Source organism: Cupriavidus sp. FW305-3-2-15-C-LB2 (assembly GCF_058787575.1).
On sequence record NZ_JBYSZW010000034.1, the window covers coordinates 1 to 26,423 of the forward strand.

The following is a 26,423-nucleotide window of genomic DNA, read 5'->3' on the forward strand; positions in this document are numbered from 1 at the left end:
CGCCCGCGCAGCTGGTGCAGCTGCGCCAGGCCGAAGCGCTCGGCGTGCTCGATCACCATCAGCGAGGCATTGGGCACGTCCACGCCCACTTCGATCACGGTGGTGGCCACCAGCACCTGCATGCGGTTGGCGCTGAAGTCGTCCATCACCGCGGCCTTCTCGGCCGGCGGCAGGCGCCCGTGCACCAGGCCCACGCGCAGGTCGGGCAGCGCGGCCACCAGCGTTTCATAGGTCTCCACCGCGGTCTGCAGCTGCAGCGCCTCGCTTTCCTCGATCAGCGGACACACCCAGTAGACCTGGCGGCCTTCGGCGGCGGCGTGATGGATGCGTCCGATCACTTCGTCGCGCCGCTCGTCGTTGACCAGGCGCGTGACGATGGGGGTGCGGCCCGGCGGCAATTCATCGATCACCGACACATCGAGGTCGGCGTAGTAAGTCATGGCGAGCGTGCGCGGGATCGGCGTGGCCGACATCATCAACTGGTGCGGCACGGTCTCGGCCGCGGTTGCCGCTGAATCGGGGGTATCGGCGGCACCGGCCTTGCCGCGCAGCGCCAGCCGCTGCGCCACGCCGAAGCGGTGCTGCTCGTCGACCACCGACAGCCCCAGTTTGGCAAAGCGCACGGTGTCCTGGATCAGCGCGTGGGTGCCGATCACCAGCTGCGCCTGGCCCGATTCCACGCGCGCCGCGGCCTCGCGCTTGTCGCGTGCCTTCTGGCTGCCGGCCAGCCACGCCACCGGCACGCCCAGCGGCTCCAGCCATGCGGACAGCTTGCGGTAGTGCTGCTCGGCCAGGATTTCGGTGGGCGCCATCAAAGCGGCCTGGTAGCCGGCATCGATCGCCTGGCAGGCCGCCAGCGCGGCGACGATGGTCTTGCCGCTGCCCACGTCGCCCTGCAGCAGCCGGTGCATCGGGTGCGGGCGCGTCATGTCGGCAGCGATTTCTTCCACCACGCGCTGCTGCGCCCCGGTCAGCCGGAACGGCAACGCAGCCAGGAAGCGCGTCAGCAGGCCGCCCTCGCGGCGCGGCATGGTCGGCGCGGTCTTTTCGCGCCGCGCCGCGTGCGCGCGCCGCAGCGAGATCTGCTGCGCCAGCAGCTCGTCGAACTTGATGCGCTGCCAGGCCGGGTGCGAGCGGTCGGCCAGCGCGGCCTCGCTCTCCTGCGGCGACGGCGCGTGCAGCAACCGCAGGCAGTCGGCCAGCGGGCGCAGGTGCAGGCGTGCCAGCGGCCCGTCCAACACCGCCCGCGGCAGCGTCTCGGGCATGGGCGTGCGCGACAGCGTGCCGCCGATGGCCTTGCGCAGATAGGCCTGCGGGATGCCGGCGGTGGACGGATACACCGGCGTCAGGCGGTCGGGCAGCGCTTCGCCGGGCACCACCGGGCGCACCGTCGGGTGGACCATCTCGGCGCCGAAGAAGCCGCCGCGCACCTCGCCGCGCACGCGCAGGCGCACGCCTTCGGCCATCTGCTTGGTCTGGTTGCCGTAGAAGTTGAGGAAGCGCAGCGTCAGCTCGCCGCTGTCGTCGGCGATCTTGACCACCAGCTGGCGGCGCGGCCGGAACGTGACTTCGTTGGAGATGACCTCGCCTTCCACCTGCGCCGGCAGCCCGAGCCCGGCGCGGTGGATCGCCTCGGCGATCGGCGCCAGCGTGGTCTCGTCCTCATAGCGCATCGGCAAGTGCAGCACCAGGTCGACGGGACGGCGCAGGCCGAGCTTGGCCAGGCGCGCGGCCGCGGAAGACGTGCCGGAGGCGGCGGCCTTGCCCCTGGCTTCGCCGGCCTTGCCGCGCGCGGGCGCCGCCGTTTCCTTGGCGGCGTCGGCGGGGTCGTGGATCGGTTCAGCGGCGGTTCCGGGCATCGGCGAAAAAGTTGGCAGCGGTCGCTCTCGTGCTGCGGGGTTGGCTGGCGCGGCGCCGGCGAATAGCCGGCATCACGCCTGGCCCGGCGGCAAGCGCGCCCGTGGCCTTACAATATCGGATTCGCCGATTGTACCCATGCCGGCTGCCACCACGGGCAGCGGAGTGCCGTTTTGTGCCCCGCTCCGGCCTGCATGGGATCGCGCAGCCCGCCGCTCCCACGATGTTGACGCTTTCCGATTTCGATTTCCCGCTGCCGCCAGAACTGATTGCCCAGAGCGCGCTGCCCGACCGCAGCGCGAGCCGGCTGCTGGTGGTCGAACGGCTGGCCCCGGCCGACACCGCCGACGCGGTGCGCATGGTCGACCGCGCCTTCAGCGACATCGTCGACTACCTGCGTCCCGACGACTTGCTGGTCTTCAACGACACCCGCGTGATCAAGGCGCGCTTCTTCGGCCACAAGCCCAGCGGCGGCAAGATCGAGGTGCTGGTCGAGCGCGTGGTCGACAGCCACACCGTGCTGGCCCAGGTGCGTGCCTCCAAGACCCCGACCGAGGGCAGCATACTGCACCTGGCTGACGGCGCCTTCGCCGTCACCGTGGGCCCGCGTGTGGACCAGTTCTTCACGCTGCGCTTCCCCGAACCGGCGCTGGACCTGATCGAGCGCTACGGCCGCCTGCCGCTGCCGCCATATATCAGGCACGACCCGGACGCCTACGACGAGAACCGCTACCAGACCGTCTACGCGCGCAGCCCGGGCGCGGTGGCCGCACCCACCGCGGGCCTGCATTTCGACGATGCGCTGTTCGCGCGGCTCGATGCCGCCCGCGTGCGGCGCGCCTTCCTGACGCTGCACGTGGGCGCCGGCACCTTCCAGCCGGTGCGCACCGAGAACCTGGCCGAGCACAAGATGCACTCGGAGTGGTACGCCGTCTCCGCAGACCTGGCCCAGGCCGTGCGCGACACCCGCGCACGCGGCGGCCGCGTGATCGCGGTCGGCACCACCTCGCTGCGCGCGCTGGAATCGGCCGCGCAGGCCGACGGCACGCTCGCCGCCGGCAGCGGCGACACCGATATCTTCATCACCCCCGGCTACCGCTTCCGCCTGGTCGATGCCCTGATCACCAACTTCCACCTGCCCAAGTCGACGCTGCTGATGCTGGTGTCGGCACTGGCCGGCGTGGAAGCCATCCGCGCCGCCTACCGCCATGCGGTCGAGCAGCGCTACCGTTTCTTCAGCTACGGCGACGCCATGCTGCTGACCCGCCAGCCCGGCGCCTGAATCCAGAATCACAAGCCATGCTCAACTTCGAACTCATCACCACCGACGGCAACGCCCGCCGCGGCCGCGTCACGCTGAACCACGGCGTGGTCGAGACGCCGATCTTCATGCCGGTCGGCACCTACGGCTCGGTCAAGGCGATGTCGCCGCTGGAACTGAACGAGATTGGCGCGCACATCATCCTGGGCAATACCTTCCACCTGTGGCTGCGCCCCGGGTTGGACGTGGTCAACGCCCACGAGGGCCTGCACAAGTTTATCGGCTGGGACAAGCCGATCCTGACCGATTCCGGTGGCTTCCAGGTGTTTTCGCTCGGCGATCTGCGCAAGATCACTGAAGATGGCGTCACGTTCGCATCTCCGGTCAATGGCGACAAGCTTTTCCTGTCGCCCGAGATCTCGATGCAGATCCAGCGCACGCTGAACTCCGACATCGTGATGCAGTTCGATGAGTGCACGCCGTACGAGATCGACGGCCGCGCCGCCACGCACGAGGAAGCGGCCAAGTCGATGCGCATGAGCCTGCGCTGGGCCAAGCGCTCGCGCGACGAGTTCGAGCGCCTGGCCAACCCCAACGCGCTGTTCGGCATCGTCCAGGGAGGCATGTACGAAGACCTGCGCGACGAATCGCTGGCCGGCCTGTCCGAGCTGGACTTCCACGGCTTTGCCATCGGCGGGCTGTCGGTGGGCGAGCCCAAGGAAGACATGATGCGCGTGCTCGAGCACGTCGCGCCGCGCCTCCCGGCCCACAAGCCGCACTACCTGATGGGCGTGGGCACGCCCGAAGACCTGGTCGCCGGCGTCGCCGCCGGGGTGGACATGTTCGACTGCGTGATGCCCACCCGCAACGCACGCAACGGCTGGCTCTTCACCCGCTTCGGCGACGTCAAGATCAAGAACGCGGCGCACCGCAACGATCCGCGCCCGCTCGATGAAAGCTGCGCCTGCTACACCTGCCGCAACTTCTCGCGCGCCTACCTGCACCACCTGCACCGCGTAGGCGAGATCCTGGGCGCGCGCCTCAATACCATCCACAACCTGCACTACTACCTGCAACTGATGCGCGAGATGCGCGAAGCCATCGAGCACCACCGCTTTGCCGACTTCCGGCGCCAGTTCGCCGCTGACCGCGCCCGCGGCACGCAGTGACAATGCCCGCTGGCGCGAACTTTTGCGCTGCCGGCGGTCGAATAGCCGGGTCATCCGGGGGCGAGCCGCGATCCGGAGCGCCCGGCCTTGCCGCCCCCTGCCGCAAGTTGTCCCGGGCGCACCCGAACAAACCCGTATTCCGCCCTAGAATGCCAAGGGTGGGCGGAATGCGAATGGTAGAATGATCGATTATTTGACTAATTTTGTGACGGAGAATCAACGTGCTGATTTCTAACGCATTTGCCCAGACCACCGGTACCGGCGGCGCGGCTGGCGGCCTGATGAGCTTCCTGCCCATCATCCTGATGTTTGGCGTGCTGTGGTTCATCATGATCCGCCCGCAGATGAAGCGTCAGAAGGAAGCCAAGGCAATGCTCGAAGCGCTGGCCAAGAACGACGAAGTCGTGACCGCCGGCGGCATCCTGGGCAAGGTGACCAAGGTCACCGACCAGTACGTCAGCCTGGAAATCGCCGAAGGCACGGAAATCACCGTGCAGAAGAACGCCGTGACGACGGTGCTGCCGAAGGGCTCGCTGAAGGCGCTCTGATCCACCGATCGCGCGCGCGACTCCCGCCTTTGTCTTTTCCGGCATGCCCGTTCGCGCATGCCCCGGCAGCCGCCTGATCCAGCCCGACGAAGCCCCCGTGGCTTCGATCCGTGGTTGCCAGGCGGCTGTTTGCCAAACCGGTTCGGCCCCGCCGACGTGGTGCGCCACGCCAGCGCCGGCCCCGCCAACCGCTGAATGACTGGCCAGAGATGAATCGTTATCCGATTTGGAAATACCTCGTGATCCTGGTGGCCCTGGCCATCGGCATCATCTATACCTTGCCGAATTTCTTCGGCGAGGCGCCTGCGGTGCAGGTGTCCTCGGGCAAGGCCACGGTCAAGGTCGACCTGTCGATGCAGAAGCAGGTCGAAGAGATCCTGGCACAGAACCAGCTGCAGCCTGACGGCGTCTTCTTTGATATTTCCGGCCAGTCCGGCTCGGTCAAGGCGCGCTTCCGCACCACCGACGAGCAGCTCAAGGCCAAGGACATCCTGTCGCGCACGCTCAACCCCGACGCGGCCGACCCCACCTATGTGGTCGCGCTGAACCTGCTGTCGGGCTCGCCGCGCTGGCTGACCGCCATGCACGCGCTGCCGATGTACCTGGGCCTGGACTTGCGCGGCGGCGTGCACTTCCTGCTGCAGGTCGACATGAAGGGCGCGGTCGACAAGAAGCTCGACAGCCTGGGCGGCGACGCGCGCACCCTGCTGCGCGACAAGAGCATCCGCCACGGCGGCATCGACCGCGATGGCGAGCGCCTGACGGTGCGCTTCAACAACGCCGACGACGCCAACCGCGCGCGTCCGCTGCTGGCCGACAACCTGCGCGAAGTCGCCTTCGCCATGGACGGCAACAATATCGTCGGCACCTTCACCGAAGCCGCCCGCAAGGCCGTGCAGGATGCCGCGGTCAAGCAGAACATCACCACGCTGCACAACCGCGTCAACGAGCTTGGCGTGGCCGAGCCGGTGATCCAGCAGCAAGGCGCCGACCGCATCGTGGTGCAGCTGCCCGGCGTGCAGGACACCGCCAAGGCCAAGGACATCATCGGCCGCACCGCCACGCTCGAAGCCCGCCTGGTCGACAACGACGCGCCGCGCAGCCCGCGCCCGGGCGACCCGATCCCGTTCGGCAGCGAGCTCTTCACGCAAGGCAACGGCGCCCCGGTGGTGCTGAAGAAGCAGGTCATCTTCACCGGCGACCGCATTGAAAGTGCCTCGGCCGGCTTCGACCAGAACCAGCAGCCTTCGGTCAACATCAAGCTCGACGCCCAGGGCGGACGCGTGCTGCGCGACGTCTCGCGCGAGAACCTAAAGAAGCCGATGGCGATCGTGCTGTTCGAAAAGGGCAAGGGCGAAGTGCTGACGGTGGCGACGATCCAGTCCGAACTGGGCTCCAGCTTCCAGATCACCGGCTCCTACTCCACCGAAGCCGCCAACGACCTGGCGCTGCTGCTGCGCGCCGGCTCGCTGGCCGCGCCGATGGAGATCATCGAAGAGCGCACCATCGGCCCGTCGCTGGGCGCGGACAACATCCAGAAGGGTTTTGACTCGGTCGCCTACGGCTTTGCCGCCATCGGCGTGTTCATGATCCTGTACTACATGCTGTTCGGCGTGTTCTCGGTGGTGGCGCTGGGCGTGAACCTGCTGCTGCTGATCGCGGTGCTGTCGATGCTGCAGGCCACGCTGACGCTGCCGGGCATTGCCGCCATCGCGCTGGTGCTGGGCATGGCCATCGACGCCAACGTGCTGATCAACGAGCGCATCCGCGAGGAACTGCGCGCGGGCGCGTCGCCGCAGATGGCGATCGCGGTCGGCTTCGACCGCGCCTGGGCCACCATTCTGGACTCCAACGTGACCACGCTGATCGCCGGCCTGGCACTGCTGGCCTTTGGTTCGGGCCCGGTGCGCGGCTTTGCCGTGGTGCACTGCCTGGGCATCCTGACCTCGATGTTCTCGGCGGTGTTCTTCAACCGCGGCCTGGTCAACCTCTGGTACGGCCGCAAGAAGAAGCTGCAGAGCGTGGCCATCGGCCAGATCTGGAAGCCGGGCAACACCACCGACACGCCGGTCGCCAAGTAAGGCGAGCAGCAACAACTAGCAGTACAGAACAGGATTCAACATGGAATTCTTCCGCATCCGGCGCGACATTCCGTTCATGAAGCACGCGTTGGTCTTCAACGTGATTTCCTTCCTGACGTTTGCCGCAGCCGTGTTCTTCCTCTGGCACAAGGGCCTGCACCTGTCGATCGAATTCACCGGCGGCACGGTGATGGAAGTCAGCTACCAGCAGACCGCCGACCTGGAAAAGATCCGCGGCCAGGTGGGCAAGCTGGGCTATACCGACGTGCAGGTGCAGAACTTCGGCACCTCGCGCGACGTGATGATCCGCCTGCCGCTGCAGAAGGGCGCGGACGGCAAGCCCGTCACCTCGGCCCAGCAGAGCGAGCAGGTGATGGCCTCGCTGCAGGCGGCCTCGCCTGACGTGAAGCTGCAACGGGTGGAGTTCGTCGGCCCGCAGGTGGGCAAGGAACTGGCCACCGACGGCCTGCTGGCGCTGCTGTGCGTGGTGGCCGGCATCGTGATCTACCTGTCGTTCCGCTTCGAATGGAAGTTCGCGGTGGCGGGCATCATCGCCAACCTGCACGACGTGGTCATCATCCTGGGCTTCTTCGCCTACTTCCAGTGGGAATTCTCGCTGTCGGTGCTGGCGGCGATCCTGGCGGTGCTGGGCTATTCGGTCAACGAATCGGTGGTGATCTTCGACCGGATCCGCGAGAACTTCCGCAAGTTCCGCAAGATGAGCACCCACGAGATCATCGACAACGCGATCACCAGCACCATCTCGCGCACCATCATCACCCACGGCTCGACCCAGATGATGGTGCTGTCGATGTTCTTCTTCGGTGGCCCCACGCTGCACTACTTTGCCCTGGCACTGACGGTCGGCATCTTGTTCGGCATCTACTCGTCGGTGTTCGTGGCCGCGGCGCTGGCGATGTGGCTGGGCGTCAAGCGCGAGGATCTGGTCAAGGGCGAGAAGAAGTCCGACTCGACCGACCGCAACGACCCCAACTACGGCGCGCAGGCCTGACGGCTTGCCGCCCACGAAAACAAAGGCGCCCCGGGCGCCTTTGTTTTTTTCCGCGGCCGGCCGGTGTTATGCCTGGCCTGACCAGCGTGAGCGCGCTCCCGCGGGCGGGGCCGGCATCAGCGGCTCGCGGTCCTGTCCCGGCTCGGGCTCGGGGATGGGGCGGCCGGAATCGCGCCATTCCACGGCGGCGGCAAGACCGTAGCGCTCGGCATACTCCTTGAACCAGATCCCTTCGGGCGAATGTCGCGTGATGCCGCGGCGCGGGCCCGCGCCGGCGTTGCGTCGCCGGCGGGCTTTGCCGGGGGCGGGACATCGCCGGTGGCCGCGCGCACGTATTGCTGCAACTGGAGCAGGGACTCGCCCAGCACCGCGGCGTAAAGGACTTCGATGTTCTCGAAATACAGATAGAGGGTCGCCGGGGCGATGCCGGCCGCCAACGCGATCCGCCTGGCGGACGCTGCCTCGAGTCCCGCGGAAACCAGGATGGTTCGAGCCGCCTCGACAATCGCTGCGCGCTGCGTATCGACGTTCTGCGCGGAGCGCGCAGGCCGCCCCCTGCGCCTGGCGGCTACGGCAGCGGCCGCACCGATCGTCTTGCTTGCCATGTCAGCCTGCACCTCACCGGCTACAGCCCGGCTCCATGTCAACGTTGCTCGGCAAAGCGCTCGATCCACGCCGCCAGCCGGTCGGCCGCGAAGAACTCGGTACGCTGGCCGGCACGGCACAGGATGGCGTCGCCATCGCGCGCAAACTGCAGCGCACCGCCGGCCTCGTCCAGCCACAGCAGGCTGGCCAGCCACGCCGCATGCGCGGCAGACACCGGCGCGCCCACCGGCTGCACCAGGTACTCGGCCAACGTGGCCGGCGCGGTCCAGACCACGGTATCGCCATCGCGGCGCACCACCTCGCTGCCCAGCGCGTCGGCGATTACCGCGACGGCATCGGCCGCCCCCTTGCCCGCGTTGGCGCTGCGCAGGCCCGCCAGGCGCGTGCCGACGGCATGGCCGAAGCTGCCGCTGCGCTCGGCCTCGGCCCGCACCAGGTCGGCGTAGTCCATGCGCTGCCAGTCCGGCTCGACGCTGCCCGCGCCGGCCAGGTCGACCGCCGCGAGGTAGGTCTCCACCGGCTGGAAACGGCCCGGCCCGATCAGGCTGGCGCACAGCGCATGCACCATGCCGATGCGCGAGGCCACGGTCTGGGTCTGCAGCACGGACAGCTTCTCGCGCAGCAGCTGGTCGCGTTCCTTGCGCAGGCCGGCCAGTTCCAGCGCCTGCTTCAGCTCCATGCGCAGCGCGGTGATGTCCCACGGCTTCTTGATGTAGCGGTGGATCTGCCCCTGGTTGACCGCCTCGACGGTCTGGTCGAGCTCCGAATACGCGGTGGTCAGGATGCGCACGATATGCGGGTAGCGCTCGCGCGCGTAGCGCAGCAGTTCGTTGCCATACTCGCCCGGCATGCGCTGGTCCGACACCAGCACCGCAAGGCTGTCTGCGTGGGCGTCGAGCAAGGCCTTGCCCTCTTCAACGGAGCCGCCGGTGGCCACCGGTGCCAGCGCCCCGATGGCACGCTGGAAATACTTGACTGCAGTCGCTTCGTCATCGACGAACAGAATCGCCGGGGGTGGTGCCTGCGTGGCATTCGGTTCGGTCATCGGTCACTCCTATGCTTTCGACTCTTGAAACTTGGAAAGTCCAGCGTCACCGTCGTGCCGGCACCGGATGCGGATTCGATCCGGATGCCGCCGCCAAACGACTGCATGACGCGGTTGCAGAAAATCATGCCCAGGCCGCTGCCGCCGGCACTGGCGTGGGTGGTGACCGGGTCGACCAGCAACCGCTCCATCACTTCCGGCGCAATCCCCGGCCCGTTGTCGCAGATGCGGATTTCCGGGCGCGGCTGCGCCACCACCACAAAGCGCAACGCCGGCGTGCCGACACTGCCCAGCGCCCGCAGCGCGTTGCTCATCACCGAGGAGAGCACCAGCGCCACGCAGTTGGGCAGCGTCTGCACCGGGAAATCGCCGTGCATCTCCACCTGCACCCAGCTGCGCTGGTCGCCTGCGAACGGGTAGCTGTCCAGCAGCGAAGTGACCAGCGAGCCGGCGCTGACCTCGGCGCCGGCATCGGGCCGCGCCGGCGTGCTGCCGGCACTGTTGCGCACCGACTGCAGGAACGACGACAGCACCGCCAGGCAATACTGGGCGTTGTCGTACATGGCGCTGGCCGCCTGGCCGATCTCGGCCTGGCGCTGCGCACTGTACTCGCCGGCGACACGTCCGCGGATGCCGTGGGCAAAGTTGGCGATGGCAGCCAGCGGGGTATTCAGCTCATGCGCCAGGAAGGCCAGGGTCTCGTCGATCGCCATCAGCCGGTGCTGGCGCAGGGTGCGCTCGCGGTGGCGCTCGGCGGCGCCTGCCAGCACCTCGCGCAGGTCGGCCACGCTCAGCGGCTTTTCCAGGATGCGGAAGACTTCGCCGCTGTTGACCGTTTCCAGCAGCACATCCTTGTCGGCATAGGCGGTGACCAGGATGCGCACGATCTGCGGGTATTCCTGCGCCACCTGGCGCAGCAGCTGGCCGCCGTCGCGCCCGGGCATGCGGAAGTCGGTCACCAGCACCGCCACGCGGGCGGGGTCCGCGCGCAGCACCGCCAGGGCCTCGTCGGCGCTGTCTGCCACCAGCACCTCATAGTCGCTGCCGGCGGCCCGGGCGAAATACTTGCGCGCCATCTCCTCGTCGTCGACATAGAGGACGGCAAGCCGTGCCTGCTTCGCTTCGCTCATGGCTGGTTACTCCGCACGCGGCAGGTCGAAGCTGAACGCGGTCCACTGGCCCAGTTCGCTCTCGGCATACAGCTGCCCGCCGTGGCGTTCCACCACCGCGTAGCTGATCGACAGGCCCAGGCCAAGCCCCTGCCCCACCTCGCGCGTGGTGAAGAACGGCTCGAACACGCGCGCCAGGTTTTCCTGGGGGATGCCAGGGCCGTTGTCGCGCACCATGACGTGCAGGCGGTGGTTGTCCCAGCGGGCCGTGGTATGGATCGCGGGCGCGGCCGTGCCCGCCTTGCGCATGGCCAGCGCGGCATTCGAGAACAGGTTGATCAGCACGCCGATGATGGCCGCCTCGTCGCCCAGCACCAGGGTGTCGGCAGGCAGTTCGCGGCTGAGGCTGACCCCGCGCAGCTCATGCGCGGTCAGGCGGATCGACGAATCGAGCGCCTTCTCGAACAGGAACGGCGTGCCTTCCACCTCGGCGCCCGGCTTGCGGTAGGCAAAGGTCTTGAGGTCGGAGACGATATGCTGGATGCGCTGCATCCCCTGCTTGGCGTCGACCAGGCACTCTTCCAGCGAAGGGTTCTCCTTGGCCTGTGGCTCTTCCATCGCCACTTCGATCGCCATCAGGCAGAAGTTGACCGGGTTGTTCACCTCGTGCAGCAGCCCCGCCGCCAGCGTACCGATGGCGGCCATCTTCTCCTGCTGCAGCATCTGGCCCTTGATGTCGGCCAGCCGGCGGTTGATGTCGGCAAGCTCGTCGTTCTTGTGCGCCAGCTCTTCCTTGAGCCGTATCAGGTGGAAGTGGCCGCGCTCGTTCATGAACGTGTAGACCGCGCTGGCCACGATCGAGAACATGATGAACAGCGAATTGACGGTGAAGTGCGCGCGCTGCGCCAGGCCATCGGGGTGGATCAGGCAGGCGCCGAGGTAGAGCAGGTAAGTGACCACGCCAAAGCCGATGGTCTGCCACAGGCCCATGGGCATGGCGATGCCGACCGCGAAGATGACCAGGTTCAGCCCGGCATAGTAGATGGACGAGGCGCCGTCGGTGGTGGCGATCATCCATGTGATCATCATCTGCGGCAGCAGCAGCCAGGCCAGCGTGAGCGGCTGCACGAAGCGCCGGCCGGCCTGGTTGGCCAGCAGCAGGAAGATCAGCCCGATCAGGACCGAGACCACCAGGCGGGCGACAAAGAACTGCAGCTGGTGGCTGGGATAGATCCCGTAGTCGAGCCCGACGCCGGCCATCACCAGCACGATGGCCGTCAGCGCGCCGGCCCGGCTCGAGACCAGGCGAAACTCGCGCAGGTCAGCCTCGTACGGGGAATACCTGCTCGCAGTCCGTTTCAGCATGGTGGTCAGGCCTTGGCCGGATCAGTCACGATCGCTTCCACAAACACGTTGACGCCGGTCGGGTCGACGTAGGTGCGGCCGTCGCGCGTATTGGCCGGCAGCAAAGACTGCATGCCGGCCTCATCGCGGTAGATCAGGTACCACTCCAGCATATGTTCCATGCTGTACCGTTCCGGGTTGTCGACGTGGACGTTGGTGGCCAGGATGCGCCCCTCGGGATGGGTGCGCGTGGAGAAATAGCTCAGCAGGCGCGCGCAGACGCGGTCGGACAGGTAGTCGAACAGGCCGGCGCAGTAGACCCCGTCGAACTCGCGCAGCGACGGATCGTGGTCGATCCGGCGCTTGAGCAGTTCATGCACCGAGTGGTGGACATATTCCACCTCGACCTTCGCATTGGCCTTGCGGCAGCTCTCTTCGATGCGCCCGCGCGCGTAGTCCAGCGTTTCCTGGCTGAAGTCGAGCAGCTGGAACGACAGCCAGTGCGGCTCGGGGTATTCGGTAATGAAGCGGTTGATCTCGACCGCCGGGCCGCAGCCCACGTTGAGCAGCCGGAACGGCTTGCCCGCGGCCCGGGCCTGCTCGGCCATGCGCACCAGGAAATCGACCAGCAGGTCGATGCGGTTGCGGTGGGCAGCGGCCACGGACGACTGCAGGAAGGTTGCGTTGACGATCTGGAAGTAGGTGCTGGGGCCCTGGCGCGGATCCGACAGGATCTGGTTGACCATTTCGTAGTCGCCGGCATAGCCGAGCGGCTTGGTATAGGTCCGGAACACGAACGGTGAGCGCAGCAGCAAGGGATGCAGCGCCGCCTGCGTGAAGGTGCGGTGCATCACGGTGTCTTCTTCCGGCACGTGCGCGGCTTCGCCGTCGAGCCGCGCGGAATACTCGCGGATCTTCAGTGCGATCGGGGTGGCCAGCTCCTCGAACACGTCCATGCGCAGCGTATCGCCTTCCTTGGGCAGCGTGCTGGTCATGTCGACCTGCTCCACCCAGCGCGACACCTCGGACAGGAACGCGCGCATTTCATTGACCACGATCTGGTAGTCGGGCCGGATATTGAAGCGCTCATTCCAGTCCTGCACGAACCGCTGCGACTCGCGCGCGACCGACTTGGGCTCGTTGTCCAGGTTGCTCAGTTCCAGCCACTCGTCGATCAGCGTCAGCGACACCACCGCGGTCAGGCCGGTGTTCACCAGGCTCATGACCACGGCCTTGCCGAGGTAGGCATTCTTCGAGCCCATGCGGACGCTGAGTTCGCTCAGCACCTCACTGACCTGCACGATCGAATACGGGTTGTAGATCTCCATCACCAGGGACTTTCTCTGGAGATTGACAATCGTGCCCCGCACCTGCTCGCCCTGCGAGTTGCGGAAACTAACTACCGGATCGATTTGCGTTTTGGAATACACGGTATTGCGCCAGGGAAAACCGAGAAACGCTGCGGGCCATACAGCCAGGGCAGAACGGCCGGGTACAGCATGAGGGGCGAGGAGGTCGCGGGGGTGGCTACCGGTATCGGGACATGCAGCGAATGCTCATAGTGATGCGCTTTAGCCGGTTGCGGGCATGGCTGCCCCCGCCTTGGCAGGAGTAGCAATGCCACGATCAAGGAGGGATTGCCGCGGGCCATTGTACTGTGCCCGTCGGGGGTCGTACAACCAAGTGCCCTGGCAGGCGCCTGAATCATACCGGCCAATAAAAAAGGCCGGCATTGCCGGCCTTGACTGCCTGGAAGCCCGGCGCAGCGGGCTGGCACGCTCAGTCCGCGCGCACGCCTTCCACCTGGATGGCAAGCTTGACCTCGGGCTTGAAGCCCATCTTCACGCCGTAGTCCAGGCCGAAGTCGGCACGGTTGAAATGGCCCACGGCGTCGGCGCCGCAGGCTTCGCGCTTGAGCATCGGGTGCTGGATGCACTTGAAATCGCGGATTTCCAGCTTGACCGGCTTGGACACGCCGCGCAGCGTCAGCATGCCGTCAACCTCGGTCGGCACGTCACCCTTGAACTTGGAGAACTTGCCCTTGTAGACGGCCTCGGGGAAGGCTTCCACGTCGAACATGTCCGGGCCCTTGGCGTGCTGGTTCAGCTTGGCATTGCCGAAATCGATCGAAGCCGGGTCGATCTTGACCTCGACCGAGCCCGCCTTGGCGGCACGGTCCAGCGTGACCACGCCGCTGGACTTGTCGAACTTGCCGCGCCAGGTCGACAGGCCGCCCAGGTGGTCGGCCTCGAAGCTCGGGTAGGTGTGGGTCGGATCGAGGTTGTAGGTCACGGTATTGGCCGAAGCCACGCCGAAGGCGGCGGTTGCGGAAATGGCCGCGACGGCGGCAACGAGGGAACGCAGTTTCATGGAATCTCCCGACAAATCAGGTTGGGGCGGAACGTTCTCACGAACGCCGATTGGGTACGTCAGCGGAATGCCGGCCTTGCTTGTTACTTCTTGGCCAGCACGATACGGAATTTGATCTGCACGTCGTCGGCCACCACGGAAGTGTCCTTCCACTCGCCGTCGCCGATATTGAAGACCGTGCGCTTGATCGGCAGCGCGCCCTCGAACACCTGCACGGCGCCTTCCTGGCGGTAGGTGGCGGGCACCACCACGTCAACGGTCTTGCCCTTGATGGTCAGCTTGCCGGCCACGTCGTACTTGCCCGGCGTGCCGTTCTTGATGCTGGTGGACTGGAACACGGCCTTGGGGTACTTGGCGGCGTCGAACCAGTCCTTGCCCTTCACTTCCTTGGTGGTCTCGGCGTCGCCGATCTCGAAGCTGGACACATCGATCTCGACCTTGGCCGACGAGGTCGCCAGCTTGGCCGGGTCGAAGCTGACCGCGGCATCGAACTTCCTGAACTTGCCTTCCATCGGCACACCGATCTGGCGCGCGACCGCGGTCACCGAGCTCTTGGCGGCGTCAACCTGCGCCCAGGCCAGGTTGGCTGCGATGCCGGAGGCGGCCAGGACGGCGGCGATGACGAGCGAGCCGCGGCGGGAATTGCGTTTCATCTCAAAAAACTCCTGTCAGGGTCGGCGCAGCGCGCCGCGGTACGGAAAAAGTTGGCCGGGGCGGCGCCTCAGCGCAGGAACGGCAGCATCCGGCCCAGCGTGCCGTCGCGGTCGACGAACTGGTGCTTGACCGCCGCCGCCGCATGGACAACGACCACCGCCGCCATCAGGTAGTTCAGCCAGATATGGACAAACTTGAGTATTTCTTTCAGTTCGTCGTTCTTCTCCAGCAGCGCCGGCATCTTCCACAGGCCCAGGTAGACCACCGGCACGCCCGCGGCCGAGCTGTACAGGTAGCCGCTGATAGGAACGATCACGATCAGCAGGTACAGCAGGTGATGGGCGCCGGCCGCGGCTTTGGCCTGCCAGGCCGGCGTGCCGGGCGCCACCGGCGGTGCCGCATGGGTTGCACGCCACAGCACGCGCAGCACGGCAACCGCGAAGATCGTCACGCCCAGCCACTTGTGCCAGGAGTAGAGCTTGAGCTTGGTCGGCGTCAGCCCCGGAATGCCGGTCATGTACAGGCCGAGCCCGAACGCGGCGAAGATCGCCAGCGCAATGACCCAGTGCAAGGCGATCGCGGTGGCACCGTAGCCGGTGGGGGCGTTGGCGGTAGAACGCATCGGATTCCTCTCGCCCCGCGCAGGAGCGTTTCACAATTTTGGGGAAGGCACCGGCGGGGGCTGGCCCGCCCGTGCGCTTACGATTCTCGCATTATTGCGGCGGGCTGTGCGCCGATGAAGGACAGTCCTTCATTAAGTTATTCAAATGCTTTGAAGTGACATTCTGTCGCAAGCGGCACAAAGCCGCAGTGACCTGCCCGCCGCGCTGCGCCAGAAAAGCAAAAAGCCATCCTCACGGATGGCTTTTGCAGCACGTCGCCCCGGTTCAGGGGCGAAATGTGGCGTCAGATGCGCTCGGCCAGCACCACGGCCTTGCCGATGTAGCTGGCGGGCGTCATGTCCAGCAGCAGCTTCTTGGCATCGTCGGGGATCGCCAGGCCGTTGATGAAGGTCTGCAGCGCCTCGCGCGAGATGCCCTTGCCGCGGGTCAGCTCCTTGAGCTGCTCGTACGGGTTGGGCACGCCGAAGCGGCGCATCACGGTCTGCACCGGCTCGGCCAGCACCTCCCAGCAGTTGTCCAGGTCTTCGTCCAGGCGCTCGGGGTTGGTTTCCAGCTTGCCCAGGCCACGCAGGCAGGCCTCATAGGCCAGCAGGCTGTAGCCGAAGGCCACGCCGATATTGCGCAGCACGGTCGAATCGGTCAGGTCGCGCTGCCAGCGCGACAGCGGCAGCTTCTCGGACAAGTGGCGCAGCACGGCGTTGGCCAGGCCCAGGTTGCCTTCGGAGTTCTCGAAGTCGATCGGGTTGACCTTGTGCGGCATGGTCGACGAGCCGATTTCGCCGGCCTTGGTCTTCTGCTTGAAGTAACCCAGCGAGATATAGCCCCAGACGTCGCGGTTCAGGTCGAGCAGGATGGTGTTGGCGCGGGCGATCGCGTCGAACAGCTCGGCCATGTAGTCGTGCGGCTCGATCTGGATGGTGTACGGGTTGAAGACCAGGCCCAGGCGGGTCTCGATCACCTGCTTCGAGAAGGCTTCCCAGTCGAAGCTCGGGTAGGCCGACAGGTGCGCGTTGTAGTTGCCCACCGCGCCGTTCATCTTGCCCAGCAGCTCGACCTGCTCGATGCGCTGGATCGCGCGCGCCAGGCGCGCGGCCACGTTGGCCATTTCCTTGCCCAGCGTGGTCGGGCTGGCCGGCTGGCCGTGGGTGCGCGACAGCATCGGCTGCGCGGCATTGAGCTTGGCCAGCTCGACCAGGCGGGCGTGCACGCGCTTGAGCGCCGGCACCACCACGCCTTCGCGGGCGCCCTTGAGCATCATGCCGTGCGAGGTGTTGTTGATGTCTTCCGAGGTGCAGGCGAAGTGGATGAACTCGCTGGCGGCTTCCAGCTCGGCGTTGCCCTTGACCTGTTCCTTGAGCCAGTACTCGACCGCCTTGACGTCATGGTTGGTGACGGCTTCGATTTCCTTGATGCGGGCGGCGTCGGCCTCGCTGAACTTGTCCACCAGCGCCAGCAGCGCGGCCTCGGAGGCGGCCGAGAACTTGGGCATGTCGGGCAGGCCGGCCTGCGCCAGCGCGATCAGCCAGTGCACCTCGACCTTGACGCGGTTGCGCATGAACGCGGCCTCGGACAGCCATTCGCGCAGCGCATCGGCCTTGGCGGCGTAACGGCCATCGATCGGGGACAGGGCGGTGAGCGGCGAAAGCGAAGAGGAGGTCATGCTGGAAACCGGGAAAAGGGAGGCAATGGAAGAAGGCGACGAACAAGAAGCGCCGCGGGGGCTGGCGCTGTCAGCGTTGGCGGCGGGAGGGACCGGAAAAGCGACCTTATGCGGCCGGATGCGTCCAAAACGCCGCGCCGGCAGGCCCGCCGGCGCTGCGCAACGGGGGATTTTACCACCCCTGCCCCGGCTCCGGGCAGCGGTAAAGCGCCGCCGCGGGGCATCGGTGCGCAAGCCCGCATTCGCCATGCACCACGGGTATACTCGCGCACGCCGTTCCAGTAGCCTGTTATGAAGTGCATCGGGCAAGCCGCGCGCCCCACCGCCGCTGCCACAGAGCGACGATGCACTTCATAACAAGCTCAAGGGGAGAATATGAAGCTGTATGCATCCCGGACCAGTCCCTACGCGCGCAAGGTGCGCGTGGTGATGGCGGAGAAAAAGATCGAGTGCCAGCTCATCGAAGAGGATGTCTGGTCGCCCGAGACCAGGATCGGCCAGTTCAACCCGCTCGGCAAAGTGCCTTGCCTGGTCATGGAAGACGGCGGCGCAATCTTCGATTCGCGCGTGATCGTCGAATATGTCGACACCTTGACGCCGGTCAGCCGGTTGATCCCGCAGGGCGGGCGCGAGCGCCTGGAAGTCCGCTGCTGGGAGGCGCTGGCCGACGGCCTGCTCGACGCAGCGCTGCTGGTGCGCCTGGAGGCCACCCAGCGCGAGCCGCATGAGCGCAGCGAACGCTGGGTGCAGCGCCAGCGCGGCAAGATCGATGCGGCGCTGGTGGCCATGGCGCACGGCCTGGCCGACCGCCCCTTCTGCACCGGCACGCACTATTCGCTGGCCGACGTGGCGGTGGGCTGCGCGCTGTCCTACCTGGATTTCCGCTTCCCCGAGATCGCCTGGCGCGAGCGCCATCCCAACCTGGCGGCGCTGGAGGAAAAGCTGTCCAAGCGCCAGTCGTTTATCGATACGGAACCGCCGCGCGGCTGATCCACAGCGGCCGACAAGAAAACACCCGCCTCGAGCGGGTGTTTTTTCGTGCAGCGGCAGCGCTTACTGGATGATGCCGCCGCCCAGGCAGATGTCACCGTCATACAGCACCGCCGACTGCCCGGGCGTGACCGCCCATTGCGCCTCGGCAAACCGGAGCGTCAGCGCGTCGCCGTCCACCGCCTGCACCGTGCAGGCCGCATCGCTCTGGCGGTAGCGCGTCTTGGCCGCCATCGCCGCGCCCGCGGCGGGCGGCTCGCCGGCCACCCAGGACAGGTCCGACGCGGTCAGCACCGGCGTCAGCAGCCACGGGTGGTCGTGGCCCTGCACCACGTAAAGCGTATTGTTCGCCATATCCTTGCGCGCCACATACCAGGCGTCGCCGTTGCCCTCGCGGCTGCCGCCCAGGCCGATGCCCTTGCGCTGGCCCAGCGTGTAGAAGGCGAGGCCGATATGCTCGCCCACGACCTTGCCCTCGGGCGTCTTCATCGGGCCCGGCTTGGTCGGCAGGTAGCGGTTCAGGAAATCGCGGAACGGACGCTCGCCGATAAAGCAGATGCCGGTGGAGTCCTTCTTCTTCGCGTTCGGCAGGCCGATCTCGGCGGCGATCTCGCGCACGCGCGTCTTGGGGATCTCGCCCAGCGGGAACAGCGTGCGCGACAGCTGCGCCTGGTTCAGCCGGTGCAGGAAGTAGCTCTGGTCCTTGGTATGGTCGAGCGCCTTGAGCAGCTCGAACCGGCCGGCCGCGTTCTGCCGCACACGCGCATAGTGGCCGGTGGCGATGGTTTCCGCGCCCAGCGACATGGCATGGTCGAGGAAGGCCTTGAACTTGATCTCGGCATTGCACAGCACGTCGGGGTTGGGCGTGCGCCCGGCGGAGTATTCGCGCAGGAAGTCGGCAAAGACCCGGTCCTTGTACTCGGCGGCAAAGTTGACCGCCTCCACGTCGACGCCGATCAGGTCGGCCACCGAGACCACGTCCAGCCAGTCCTGGCGCGTTGAACAGTACTCGCTGTCGTCATCGTCCTCCCAGTTCTTCATGAACAGGCCGATGACCTCGTAGCCCTGCTGCTTGAGCAGCCACGCGGTGACCGACGAATCGACCCCGCCCGACATGCCCACCACGACACGTTTTCCGGCACCACTCACGGCTGCGCTCCAAGCGGGACGGCCGCGGCCAGCGCCGACGGGTGCGTGTACAAGGCGTCCAGCGCAAAGCGCTTGCCGGCCAGGTAGTCGTTGACACAGGCCATCACCAGCGGCGTACGGTGACGCTCCGTGCAGGCGCGCAGTTCTTCCGCGCTCATCCAGACCGTGCGCACGATGCCGGTGTCGAGCTGGCGGCCCGCATCGAGCGAGCCCAGGTCGCCGGTAAAGGCAAAGCGCACATAGGTCACATCGGTGCCGGTGCGCGACGACAGCGAACGGCCCATGTAGCAGCCCAGCAGCGCGCGCGGCTCAAAGGTGTGTGCGGTCTCTTCCAGGGTTTCGCGGATCACTGCGCGGATCAGGCTCTCGCCCGGGTCCAGATGCCCGGCGGGCTGGTTCAGGCGCAGCCCGTCGGCGGTTTCCTCTTCGACCAGCAGGAAGCGTCCGCCGCGCTCGATCACGGCGGCAACGGTCACGCTGGCATTCCAGTCACTTGACATGATGCTCAATTTTTAGGCAATCCCGCATTCTACCGGTTGCGGGCCCATCGTGCAGCGCCGCCGGCCCGCCATGGCCCCCGGCCGGTAAGCCAGGCTGGTGCTGGAATGGCGGCTGCAACTCCCTCTTTGGCGATCGCCGCAAAAGCCGACCGGCCGGTCACCATTGAACGTCAGATTCCTGTAAGCTGCGAAAAAATTGTTGCGCTGCGGCTTAAGCTTGCGGCGCGCACGGGCCAGACGTCGGTCCTCCCAACCACACAAGACGCCAGCTAAAGGAGAAATTGACGATGTACATCGGCATCCCGCAGGAGACGCGGGCCGGCGAGACTCGCGTCGCCGCCACCCCGGAGACAGTCAAGAAGTACGTCGCCCAGGGCCACAAGGTGGTCGTGCAGGCCGGCGCCGGCGTAAGCGCCAGCCAGCCCGACGGCGCGTATGAGGCGGTCGGCGCCACCATCGGCACCGCCGCCGAAGCTCTGGGCGCCCAGCTGGTGCTCAAGGTGCGCGCACCGGACGCCGCCGAACTGGCGCAGATGAAGCCGGGCGCCGTGCTGATCGGCATGCTCAATCCCTTCGACGCCGAGAACAACGCGCGCATGTCCGCCGCGAACATCACCGCCTTTGCCCTGGAAGCCGCGCCGCGCACCACGCGCGCGCAGAGCATGGACGTGCTGTCGTCGCAGGCCAACATCGCCGGCTACAAGGCCGTGCTGGTGGCCGCGCACCACTACCAGCGCTTCATGCCGATGCTGATGACCGCCGCCGGCACCGTCAAGGCCGCGCGCGTGCTGATCCTGGGCGCGGGCGTCGCCGGCCTGCAGGCCATCGCCACGGCCAAGCGGCTGGGCGCGGTGATCGAGGCCTCCGATGTGCGCCCCGCGGTCAAGGAGCAGATCGAATCGCTCGGCGCCAAGTTCCTCGACGTGCCCTTCCTCACCGATGAAGAGCGCGAGATCGCCCAGGGCGTGGGCGGCTATGCCCGCCCGATGCCGCCGGACTGGATGAAGCGCCAGGCCGAGCTGGTGCACCAGCGCGCGGTCCAGGCCGACATCGTCATCACCACCGCACTGATCCCGGGCCGCAAGGCACCGGTGCTGCTGCAGGAAGCCACCGTGGCGCAGATGAAACCCGGCTCGGTGGTGGTGGACCTGGCCGCGGCACAGGGCGGCAACTGCCCGCTGACGGTGGCCGACGAAGTGGTCAACCACAACGGCGTCATCATCATCGGCCACACCAACCTGGCCAGCATGGTCGCGGCCGACGCCTCGGCGCTCTATGCCCGCAACGTGCTGGACTTCCTCAAGCTGGTCGTCGACAAGGACGGCCAGTTCACGCTGAACCTTGAAGACGACATCGTCGCGGCCTGCCTGATGTGCAGGGACGGCAAGGTCGTGCGCGAGGCGGCGTAATTTCCACGGGCGCCATGCGCCCACTGCTTTTGCATCAAATATAAGGACGTATCACCCATGCAACGCATCATGCTCCGCGCCAAGCTCCACCGCGTCACCGTGACGCAGGCGGACCTCAACTACGAGGGTTCGTGCGGCATCGACCAGGACCTGCTGGACGCTGCCGACATGAAGGAGTTCGAGAAGATCGAGCTGTACAACGTGAACAACGGCGAGCGCTTCTCCACCTACATCATCAAGGGCGAGCGCGGCAGCGGCGAGATCTCGCTGAACGGCGCCGCGGCCCGCCGCGCGCACCTGGGCGACCAGCTGATCATCTGCACCTACGCGCCGATGAGCGACGAGGAAATCGCCGCCTACAAGCCCAAGGTCATCCTGGTGAACGAGAAGAACGGCATCAAGGAAATCAAGAAGTTCTGAGGGTTTGCTCCCCTCTCCCGCCTGCGGGAGAGGGGCAGGGGGAGAGGGCAGGCGCTGGCATACCGCCGGCCTGACTTCGTGGGCAAGCCTGCCCTCTCCCCAACCGTCTCCCGCAAGCGGGAGAGGGGGCACGCAATGGGTCGATCTGAGCCACTGGACCTTGACGTGCCCTGACCGCAATGCAGCAATAAGAATTCAGTAAAACGCCGCATCCCGGATTCAAAGCAACGGAGGAGAAGTCGATGGAGATGGTGAACCACACGGTGATCAACCTGATCATCTTCGTGCTGGCGATCTACGTGGGTTACCACGTGGTCTGGACGGTAACGCCAGCCCTGCATACGCCCCTGATGGCGGTGACCAATGCGATCTCGGCGATCATCATCGTCGGCGCCATGCTCGCCGCGGGCCTGACCGAAGGCGGGGTCGGGCGCGTGATGGGCACGCTGGCGGTGGCGTTGGCCGCGGTCAATGTGTTCGGCGGCTTCCTGGTCACCCAGCGCATGCTGGAGATGTTCAAGAAGAAGGAACCGAAGGCCAAGGCGCCTGAGTCCAAGCCGGCGCTGGCCAGGGAGGGTGCGTGATGACCGGTCTTGTCAGCATGAACCTTGTCACCCTGCTCTACCTGGTGGCCTCGGTCTGCTTTATCCAGGCGCTCAAGGGCCTGTCGCACCCGGCCTCGGCGCGCAAGGGCAATGCCTTCGGCATGATCGGCATGGCCATTGCCGTGGTGACCACGCTGGTCCTGATCATCAAGCTGAAGAATGAATTCCTCGCGGCGGGCACGGCCCAGTCGTCGGTGGGCACGGGCCTGGCGCTGATCTTCGCCGCGCTCGTGGTCGGCGGCGGCATCGGCGCCTACGTGGCGAAGAAGGTGCAGATGACCAAGATGCCCGAGCTGGTCGCGGCGATGCACTCGCTGATCGGCCTGGCCGCGGTCTTCATCGCCGTGGCGGCGGTGGCCGAGCCGGCGGCGTTCGGCATCAGCCCGGCAGGCTCGCACCTGATCCCGCTGGGCAACCGCATCGAGCTCTTCATCGGCTGCTTCGTCGGCGCGATTACGTTCTCCGGCTCGGTGATCGCCTTCGGCAAGCTGGCCGGGCGCTACAAGTTCCGCCTGTTCCAGGGCGCGCCGGTGGTGTTTGCCGGCCAGCACTGGCTGAACCTGCTGCTGGCGGTGGCAATGGTGGGCTTCGGCGTCATCTTCTTCCTGTCGCAGGACTGGCTGCCGTTCCTGATCATGCTGGCGATCGCCTTCGTGCTGGGCGTGCTGATCATCATCCCGATCGGCGGCGCCGACATGCCGGTGGTGGTGTCGATGCTGAACTCGTACTCGGGCTGGGCAGCGGCGGGCATCGGCTTCTCGCTGAACAACCCGATGCTGATCATCGCGGGCTCGCTGGTGGGCTCCTCCGGTGCGATCCTGTCGTACATCATGTGCAAGGCGATGAACCGGTCGTTCTTCAACGTGCTGCTGGGCGGTTTCGGCGGCGCGACCGCGGCGGCGGCAACCGGCGACCAGCAGCAGCGCCCGGTCAAGTCGGGTTCCGCCGACGATGCCGCGTTCCTGATGGGCAACGCCGAGACCGTGATCATCGTGCCGGGTTATGGCCTGGCCGTGGCGCGCGCCCAACACGCGCTCAAGGAACTGACCGAGAAGCTGGCCGAAAAGGGCGTGACCGTGAAGTACGCGATCCACCCGGTGGCAGGCCGCATGCCGGGCCATATGAACGTGCTGCTGGCCGAGGCCGAGGTGCCGTACGACCAGGTCTTCGAGATGGAAGACATCAACAGCGAGTTCGGCCAGGCCGACGTGGTGCTGGTGCTGGGCGCCAACGACGTGGTCAACCCGGCGGCCAAGAACGACCCCCAGTCGCCGATTGCCGGGATGCCGATCCTGGAGGCCTACAAGGCCAAGACCATCATCGTCAACAAGCGCTCCATGGCCGCCGGCTACGCCGGGCTGGACAACGAGCTGTTCTACATGGACAAGACCATGATGGTGTTCGGCGACGCCAAGAAGGTGGTCGAGGATATGTTCAAGGCGGTCGACTAAGGCCGTCCGCGCGCCGCGCGCAGGCCCGGGCCATCCCGGCCCTGCCGCGGGCGCCTCCCGCCGCCGGCCCTGGCTGCAAGGCGTGCCTTGCAAGGCAGCCGTGGCGCGCTATACTGGCCTGCGAATGCGCACACTGGCTTGCCGCTTGCGCCACGCCCGTGCCGAACCACTGCGCCGAACCCCTGCCCGCCGCTCCATGACCTTCAACCCGCACGACAGGAACCTGTCGGTCTTCCATCACCCGGTCCTGACCGTCCTGGTCGATGACAGCAAGTCGTTCATCGACAGCCTGGCGTTCCAGATGGATGCCTCGCGCGCGGTGATCACCTTCACCGACCCGCGTGAAGCGCTGCAATGGATCCGCGAGGCCTATGCCACCCGCTTCCCGGGCTTCCTGCCGGTGCGCGTGACGCACGACGACCTCACCTTCCTGACCGAGCGGCGCACCGTGCAGCTCGACATCGACCGCATCTACCGCCAGATCCACGATTTCAAGCGCTTCCTGCAGCCGGGCGTGGTGGTGGTCGACTATTCGATGCCGCAGATGGACGGGCTGGAATTCTGCCAGGCGCTGCAGGACCTGCCCTGCAAGACCATCCTGCTGACCGGCACCGCCGACGAGAGCATCGCCGTGCAGGGCTTCAACCACGGGCTGATCGACCGCTACGTGAAGAAGCATGAAAGCAATATGGTCGAGCGGCTGGACCAGGAAATCGAGGCCATGCAGCAGGCGTACTTTGCCACGCTGTCGCGGACGCTGCGCGAGCTGCTGACGCGGCATTCCTTTTCGTTCCTGTCCGATCCGGCCATCACCGAGCGCGTGCGCCAGCTGATCGCGCGCTATGGCTTTGTCGAGTACTACCTGTACCCCAACCCGGCCGGCATCCTGCTGCTGACCGCGCAGGGCCACGCCACGCTGATGGTGATCGAGACCCGCGCCGGGCTGATGAGCCAGGTGGAATCGGCCGAGGCCTACGATGCCCCGGCGGCACTGATCGAAGGCCTGCGCGAAGGCCGGCTGGTGCCGTTCTTCTGGCCCGGCAACGGCATGTACACGCCGGCGTGCGTGGACTGGGAACAATACTGCCTGCCGGCCGAGCGCTGCGAAGGCAATGAAGAATTCATTTACGCGCTGTTCGACCTGCCGCGCCACCTGCTGCAGGAGCCGGTGGTCAGCCTGCAGGGCTTCCTGGCGGACTTCAGCCGCAATCCCGACGCACTGACGGGGCGCAAGCGCCCCTGACCCGGCGGCCCGGCGCCGTCAGTCAGCCTGCGGCGCCCGGTTGGCGCCGCGCACCATGTCGAAGCGGAACAGCCGGCATTCGATATTGCCGTTGTAGAGCGGCGTGCGGCGCGACTCCTTGAGCCGCAGCCGGCGCGGGAAGCCCATGTCGCCGGTAAACACCCACGCCTGCCAGCCCGCGAAATGCTGCTTGAGCGTGGTGGCGAAGGCACTGGCGAACTGGTTGGCGGCGGCCTCCTCCACCTCGTCGCGCGGCATCTCTTCCTCTGGCAGGCGGCGCTGGCCGCGCACCGCGATGCGCTCGCCGTACGGGGGATTCATCAACAGCAAACCCGGCTCATCAAAAGGCGGCTGCACGAAGCGCGCATCCACCTGCTTGGTGCGCGCCTCGCCCGGCAGGCCGGCACGCTCCCAGTTGGCGCGCGTGATCGCCAGCATGTCGGTGGAGATGTCCGAACCCACCACCTGCAGCTCATCGGCCGAGGCCAGCATGCGGGCGCGCTGCGCGTCCGACTTCAGCTTCTGCCAGGCCTTGGTGTCCATGCCCTTGAGCCATTCGAAGGCAAAGCTGCGGCTGCCGCCCGGCGCGATACCCAGCGCCACCTGCGCGGCCTCGATCAGGAAGGTGCCGCTGCCGCACATCGGGTCGTAGAAGGGCCGGAAGGTCTGGCCCGGCACCCAGCCCGCCAGGCGCAGGATGCCGGCGGCCAGGTTTTCCTTCAGCGGCGCCTCGCCCTTCTCGGTGCGCCAGCCGCGCTTGAACAGGGGCTCGCCGGTGGTGTCGAGGTACAGCGTGCAGTCACGCTCGGTCAGGTGGGCATAGATGCGCACATCCGGGCTGGCGGTATCGACGCTCGGGCGCGCGCCCACACGCTCGCGCAGGGCATCGCAGACCCCGTCCTTGACCCGCAGCGCGGTGAAATTCAGGCTGCGCAGCGGCGACTTGTGCGAGGTGATGTCCACGCGCAGCGATTCATCGGGCGAAAACCACTGCTCCCAGCGCACGCCGCGTGCCAGCGTATAGATGTCGTCTTCATGCCGGTAGCCGCGCGCGGCCACGCGCATCAGCACCCGGCTGGCAATGCGCGAATGCAGGTTGACCGCATAGGCGGCGGCCATCTCGCCCGAGAAATTGACGCCGCCCGGCACCTCCTGGTGCACCGTGAACGGCGCCAGCGCGGCCATGCCCGGCATCGCGGCGATCTCGCGCAGTTCTTCGGCGAGCGCGCTCTCCAGGCCGCGCGGGCAAGGGGCAAAGAAGGCTTGGGTCATGTGTTGGGTTTCCTGCAAACAAAAACGTCCGCCGTAGCGGACGGG

The 26,423-nt window shown here is 66.7% G+C and carries 24 protein-coding genes; 11 read left to right on the forward strand and 13 right to left on the reverse strand.

Features of this window, described 5'->3' with window-relative positions:
- Positions 1–1,859: ATP-dependent DNA helicase RecG (gene recG, locus AC3WRR_RS22580; RefSeq protein WP_492298196.1), on the reverse strand; the 1,859-nt coding region annotated here is incomplete at its 3' end.
- 221 nt (positions 1,860–2,080) lie between these two features.
- Between recG and queA the strand changes: the two genes are divergently transcribed.
- The 5 genes from queA (at position 2,081) to secF (ending at position 7,928) form a co-directional block, all read left to right on the forward strand.
- A complete protein-coding gene (gene queA / locus AC3WRR_RS22585) occupies positions 2,081–3,139 on the forward strand; it encodes a tRNA preQ1(34) S-adenosylmethionine ribosyltransferase-isomerase QueA (protein ID WP_492298198.1) in 1,059 nt (352 codons plus the stop codon).
- 17 nt (positions 3,140–3,156) lie between these two features.
- Entirely contained in the window at positions 3,157–4,287 is a 1,131-nt protein-coding gene (gene tgt, locus AC3WRR_RS22590) for a tRNA guanosine(34) transglycosylase Tgt (RefSeq protein ID WP_010815060.1), read from the forward strand.
- 221 nt (positions 4,288–4,508) lie between these two features.
- Complete coding sequence (gene yajC / locus AC3WRR_RS22595) at positions 4,509–4,835, forward strand: preprotein translocase subunit YajC (RefSeq protein ID WP_010815061.1); 327 nt, start codon at positions 4,509–4,511, stop codon at positions 4,833–4,835.
- 209 nt (positions 4,836–5,044) lie between these two features.
- The gene (gene secD, locus AC3WRR_RS22600; RefSeq protein WP_492298200.1) at positions 5,045–6,916 is read left to right on the forward strand and encodes a protein translocase subunit SecD; all 1,872 of its coding nucleotides are present in this window, start codon (positions 5,045–5,047) and stop codon (positions 6,914–6,916) included.
- A gap of 40 nt (positions 6,917–6,956) precedes the next feature.
- On the forward strand, positions 6,957–7,928 hold the full coding sequence (gene secF / locus AC3WRR_RS22605) for a protein translocase subunit SecF (protein ID WP_011615997.1): 972 nt from the start codon (positions 6,957–6,959) through the stop codon (positions 7,926–7,928).
- A 116-nt stretch (positions 7,929–8,044) separates the two neighbouring features.
- Here the strand turns inward: secF and AC3WRR_RS22610 are convergent, their stop codons facing one another.
- The 9 genes from AC3WRR_RS22610 to purB all read right to left on the reverse strand — a co-directional run bounded on the left by AC3WRR_RS22610 (position 8,045) and on the right by purB (position 17,339).
- The gene (locus tag AC3WRR_RS22610) at positions 8,045–8,533 is read right to left on the reverse strand and encodes a TetR/AcrR family transcriptional regulator (protein WP_051398494.1); all 489 of its coding nucleotides are present in this window, start codon (positions 8,531–8,533) and stop codon (positions 8,045–8,047) included.
- A gap of 38 nt (positions 8,534–8,571) precedes the next feature.
- Positions 8,572–9,579 carry a response regulator gene (locus tag AC3WRR_RS22615; RefSeq protein WP_010815065.1) on the reverse strand — a complete coding sequence of 336 codons (1,008 nt, stop codon included), beginning with the start codon at positions 9,577–9,579 and terminating at the stop codon, positions 8,572–8,574.
- A complete protein-coding gene (locus AC3WRR_RS22620) occupies positions 9,576–10,709 on the reverse strand; it encodes a hybrid sensor histidine kinase/response regulator (protein WP_010815066.1) in 1,134 nt (377 codons plus the stop codon). Before AC3WRR_RS22620 ends, AC3WRR_RS22615 begins: the two co-directional genes overlap by 4 nt.
- 6 nt (positions 10,710–10,715) lie before the next feature.
- Positions 10,716–12,053, reverse strand: a complete 1,338-nt coding sequence (locus tag AC3WRR_RS22625) for a sensor histidine kinase (RefSeq protein ID WP_035817222.1) — start codon at positions 12,051–12,053, stop codon at positions 10,716–10,718.
- A gap of 5 nt (positions 12,054–12,058) precedes the next feature.
- Positions 12,059–13,462, reverse strand: coding sequence for a class I SAM-dependent methyltransferase (locus AC3WRR_RS22630; protein WP_439670988.1), 1,404 nt, complete (start codon positions 13,460–13,462; stop codon positions 12,059–12,061).
- 349 nt (positions 13,463–13,811) lie between these two features.
- Positions 13,812–14,402 carry a YceI family protein gene (locus tag AC3WRR_RS22635; protein WP_010815069.1) on the reverse strand — a complete coding sequence of 197 codons (591 nt, stop codon included), beginning with the start codon at positions 14,400–14,402 and terminating at the stop codon, positions 13,812–13,814.
- A gap of 83 nt (positions 14,403–14,485) precedes the next feature.
- Positions 14,486–15,055, reverse strand: a complete 570-nt coding sequence (locus AC3WRR_RS22640; protein WP_010815070.1) for a YceI family protein — start codon at positions 15,053–15,055, stop codon at positions 14,486–14,488.
- A 68-nt stretch (positions 15,056–15,123) separates the two neighbouring features.
- A complete protein-coding gene (locus AC3WRR_RS22645) occupies positions 15,124–15,678 on the reverse strand; it encodes a cytochrome b (RefSeq protein ID WP_010815071.1) in 555 nt (184 codons plus the stop codon).
- Positions 15,679–15,962: 284 nt separating this feature from the next.
- On the reverse strand, positions 15,963–17,339 hold the full coding sequence (purB, locus tag AC3WRR_RS22650; protein ID WP_010815072.1) for an adenylosuccinate lyase: 1,377 nt from the start codon (positions 17,337–17,339) through the stop codon (positions 15,963–15,965).
- Positions 17,340–17,714: 375 nt separating this feature from the next.
- Between purB and AC3WRR_RS22655 the strand changes: the two genes are divergently transcribed.
- Positions 17,715–18,329: a glutathione S-transferase C-terminal domain-containing protein gene (locus AC3WRR_RS22655; RefSeq protein WP_010815073.1), complete on the forward strand. Its 615-nt coding sequence runs from the start codon at positions 17,715–17,717 to the stop codon at positions 18,327–18,329.
- Between the two features lie 63 nt (positions 18,330–18,392).
- Here the strand turns inward: AC3WRR_RS22655 and mnmA are convergent, their stop codons facing one another.
- Together mnmA and AC3WRR_RS22665 are read right to left on the reverse strand one after the other, a co-directional pair.
- Entirely contained in the window at positions 18,393–19,478 is a 1,086-nt protein-coding gene (mnmA, locus tag AC3WRR_RS22660; RefSeq protein ID WP_010815074.1) for a tRNA 2-thiouridine(34) synthase MnmA, read from the reverse strand.
- Complete coding sequence (locus AC3WRR_RS22665) at positions 19,475–19,978, reverse strand: NUDIX hydrolase (RefSeq protein ID WP_037023515.1); 504 nt, start codon at positions 19,976–19,978, stop codon at positions 19,475–19,477. Before AC3WRR_RS22665 ends, mnmA begins: the two co-directional genes overlap by 4 nt.
- 287 nt (positions 19,979–20,265) lie before the next feature.
- On the opposite strand from AC3WRR_RS22665, the gene AC3WRR_RS22670 reads away from it, so the two are divergent.
- The 5 genes from AC3WRR_RS22670 to AC3WRR_RS22690 all read left to right on the forward strand — a co-directional run bounded on the left by AC3WRR_RS22670 (position 20,266) and on the right by AC3WRR_RS22690 (position 25,106).
- Positions 20,266–21,387 carry a Re/Si-specific NAD(P)(+) transhydrogenase subunit alpha gene (locus AC3WRR_RS22670; protein ID WP_439668244.1) on the forward strand — a complete coding sequence of 374 codons (1,122 nt, stop codon included), beginning with the start codon at positions 20,266–20,268 and terminating at the stop codon, positions 21,385–21,387.
- Positions 21,388–21,444: 57 nt separating this feature from the next.
- Positions 21,445–21,807, forward strand: coding sequence for an aspartate 1-decarboxylase (gene panD, locus AC3WRR_RS22675; RefSeq protein WP_010815077.1), 363 nt, complete (start codon positions 21,445–21,447; stop codon positions 21,805–21,807).
- A gap of 242 nt (positions 21,808–22,049) precedes the next feature.
- Positions 22,050–22,391 (forward strand): NAD(P) transhydrogenase subunit alpha part 2, encoded by a 342-nt coding sequence (locus AC3WRR_RS22680; protein ID WP_010813224.1) that lies wholly within the window; start codon positions 22,050–22,052, stop codon positions 22,389–22,391.
- Positions 22,391–23,863, forward strand: a complete 1,473-nt coding sequence (locus tag AC3WRR_RS22685) for an NAD(P)(+) transhydrogenase (Re/Si-specific) subunit beta (RefSeq protein ID WP_010813223.1) — start codon at positions 22,391–22,393, stop codon at positions 23,861–23,863. Before AC3WRR_RS22680 ends, AC3WRR_RS22685 begins: the two co-directional genes overlap by 1 nt.
- Before the next feature lie 196 nt (positions 23,864–24,059).
- On the forward strand, positions 24,060–25,106 hold the full coding sequence (locus AC3WRR_RS22690; RefSeq protein ID WP_010813222.1) for a response regulator: 1,047 nt from the start codon (positions 24,060–24,062) through the stop codon (positions 25,104–25,106).
- Positions 25,107–25,124: 18 nt separating this feature from the next.
- On the opposite strand, the gene AC3WRR_RS22695 is transcribed toward AC3WRR_RS22690, so the two are convergent.
- Positions 25,125–26,378 (reverse strand): THUMP domain-containing class I SAM-dependent RNA methyltransferase, encoded by a 1,254-nt coding sequence (locus AC3WRR_RS22695; protein WP_010813221.1) that lies wholly within the window; start codon positions 26,376–26,378, stop codon positions 25,125–25,127.
- Positions 26,379–26,423 lie beyond the last annotated feature (45 nt).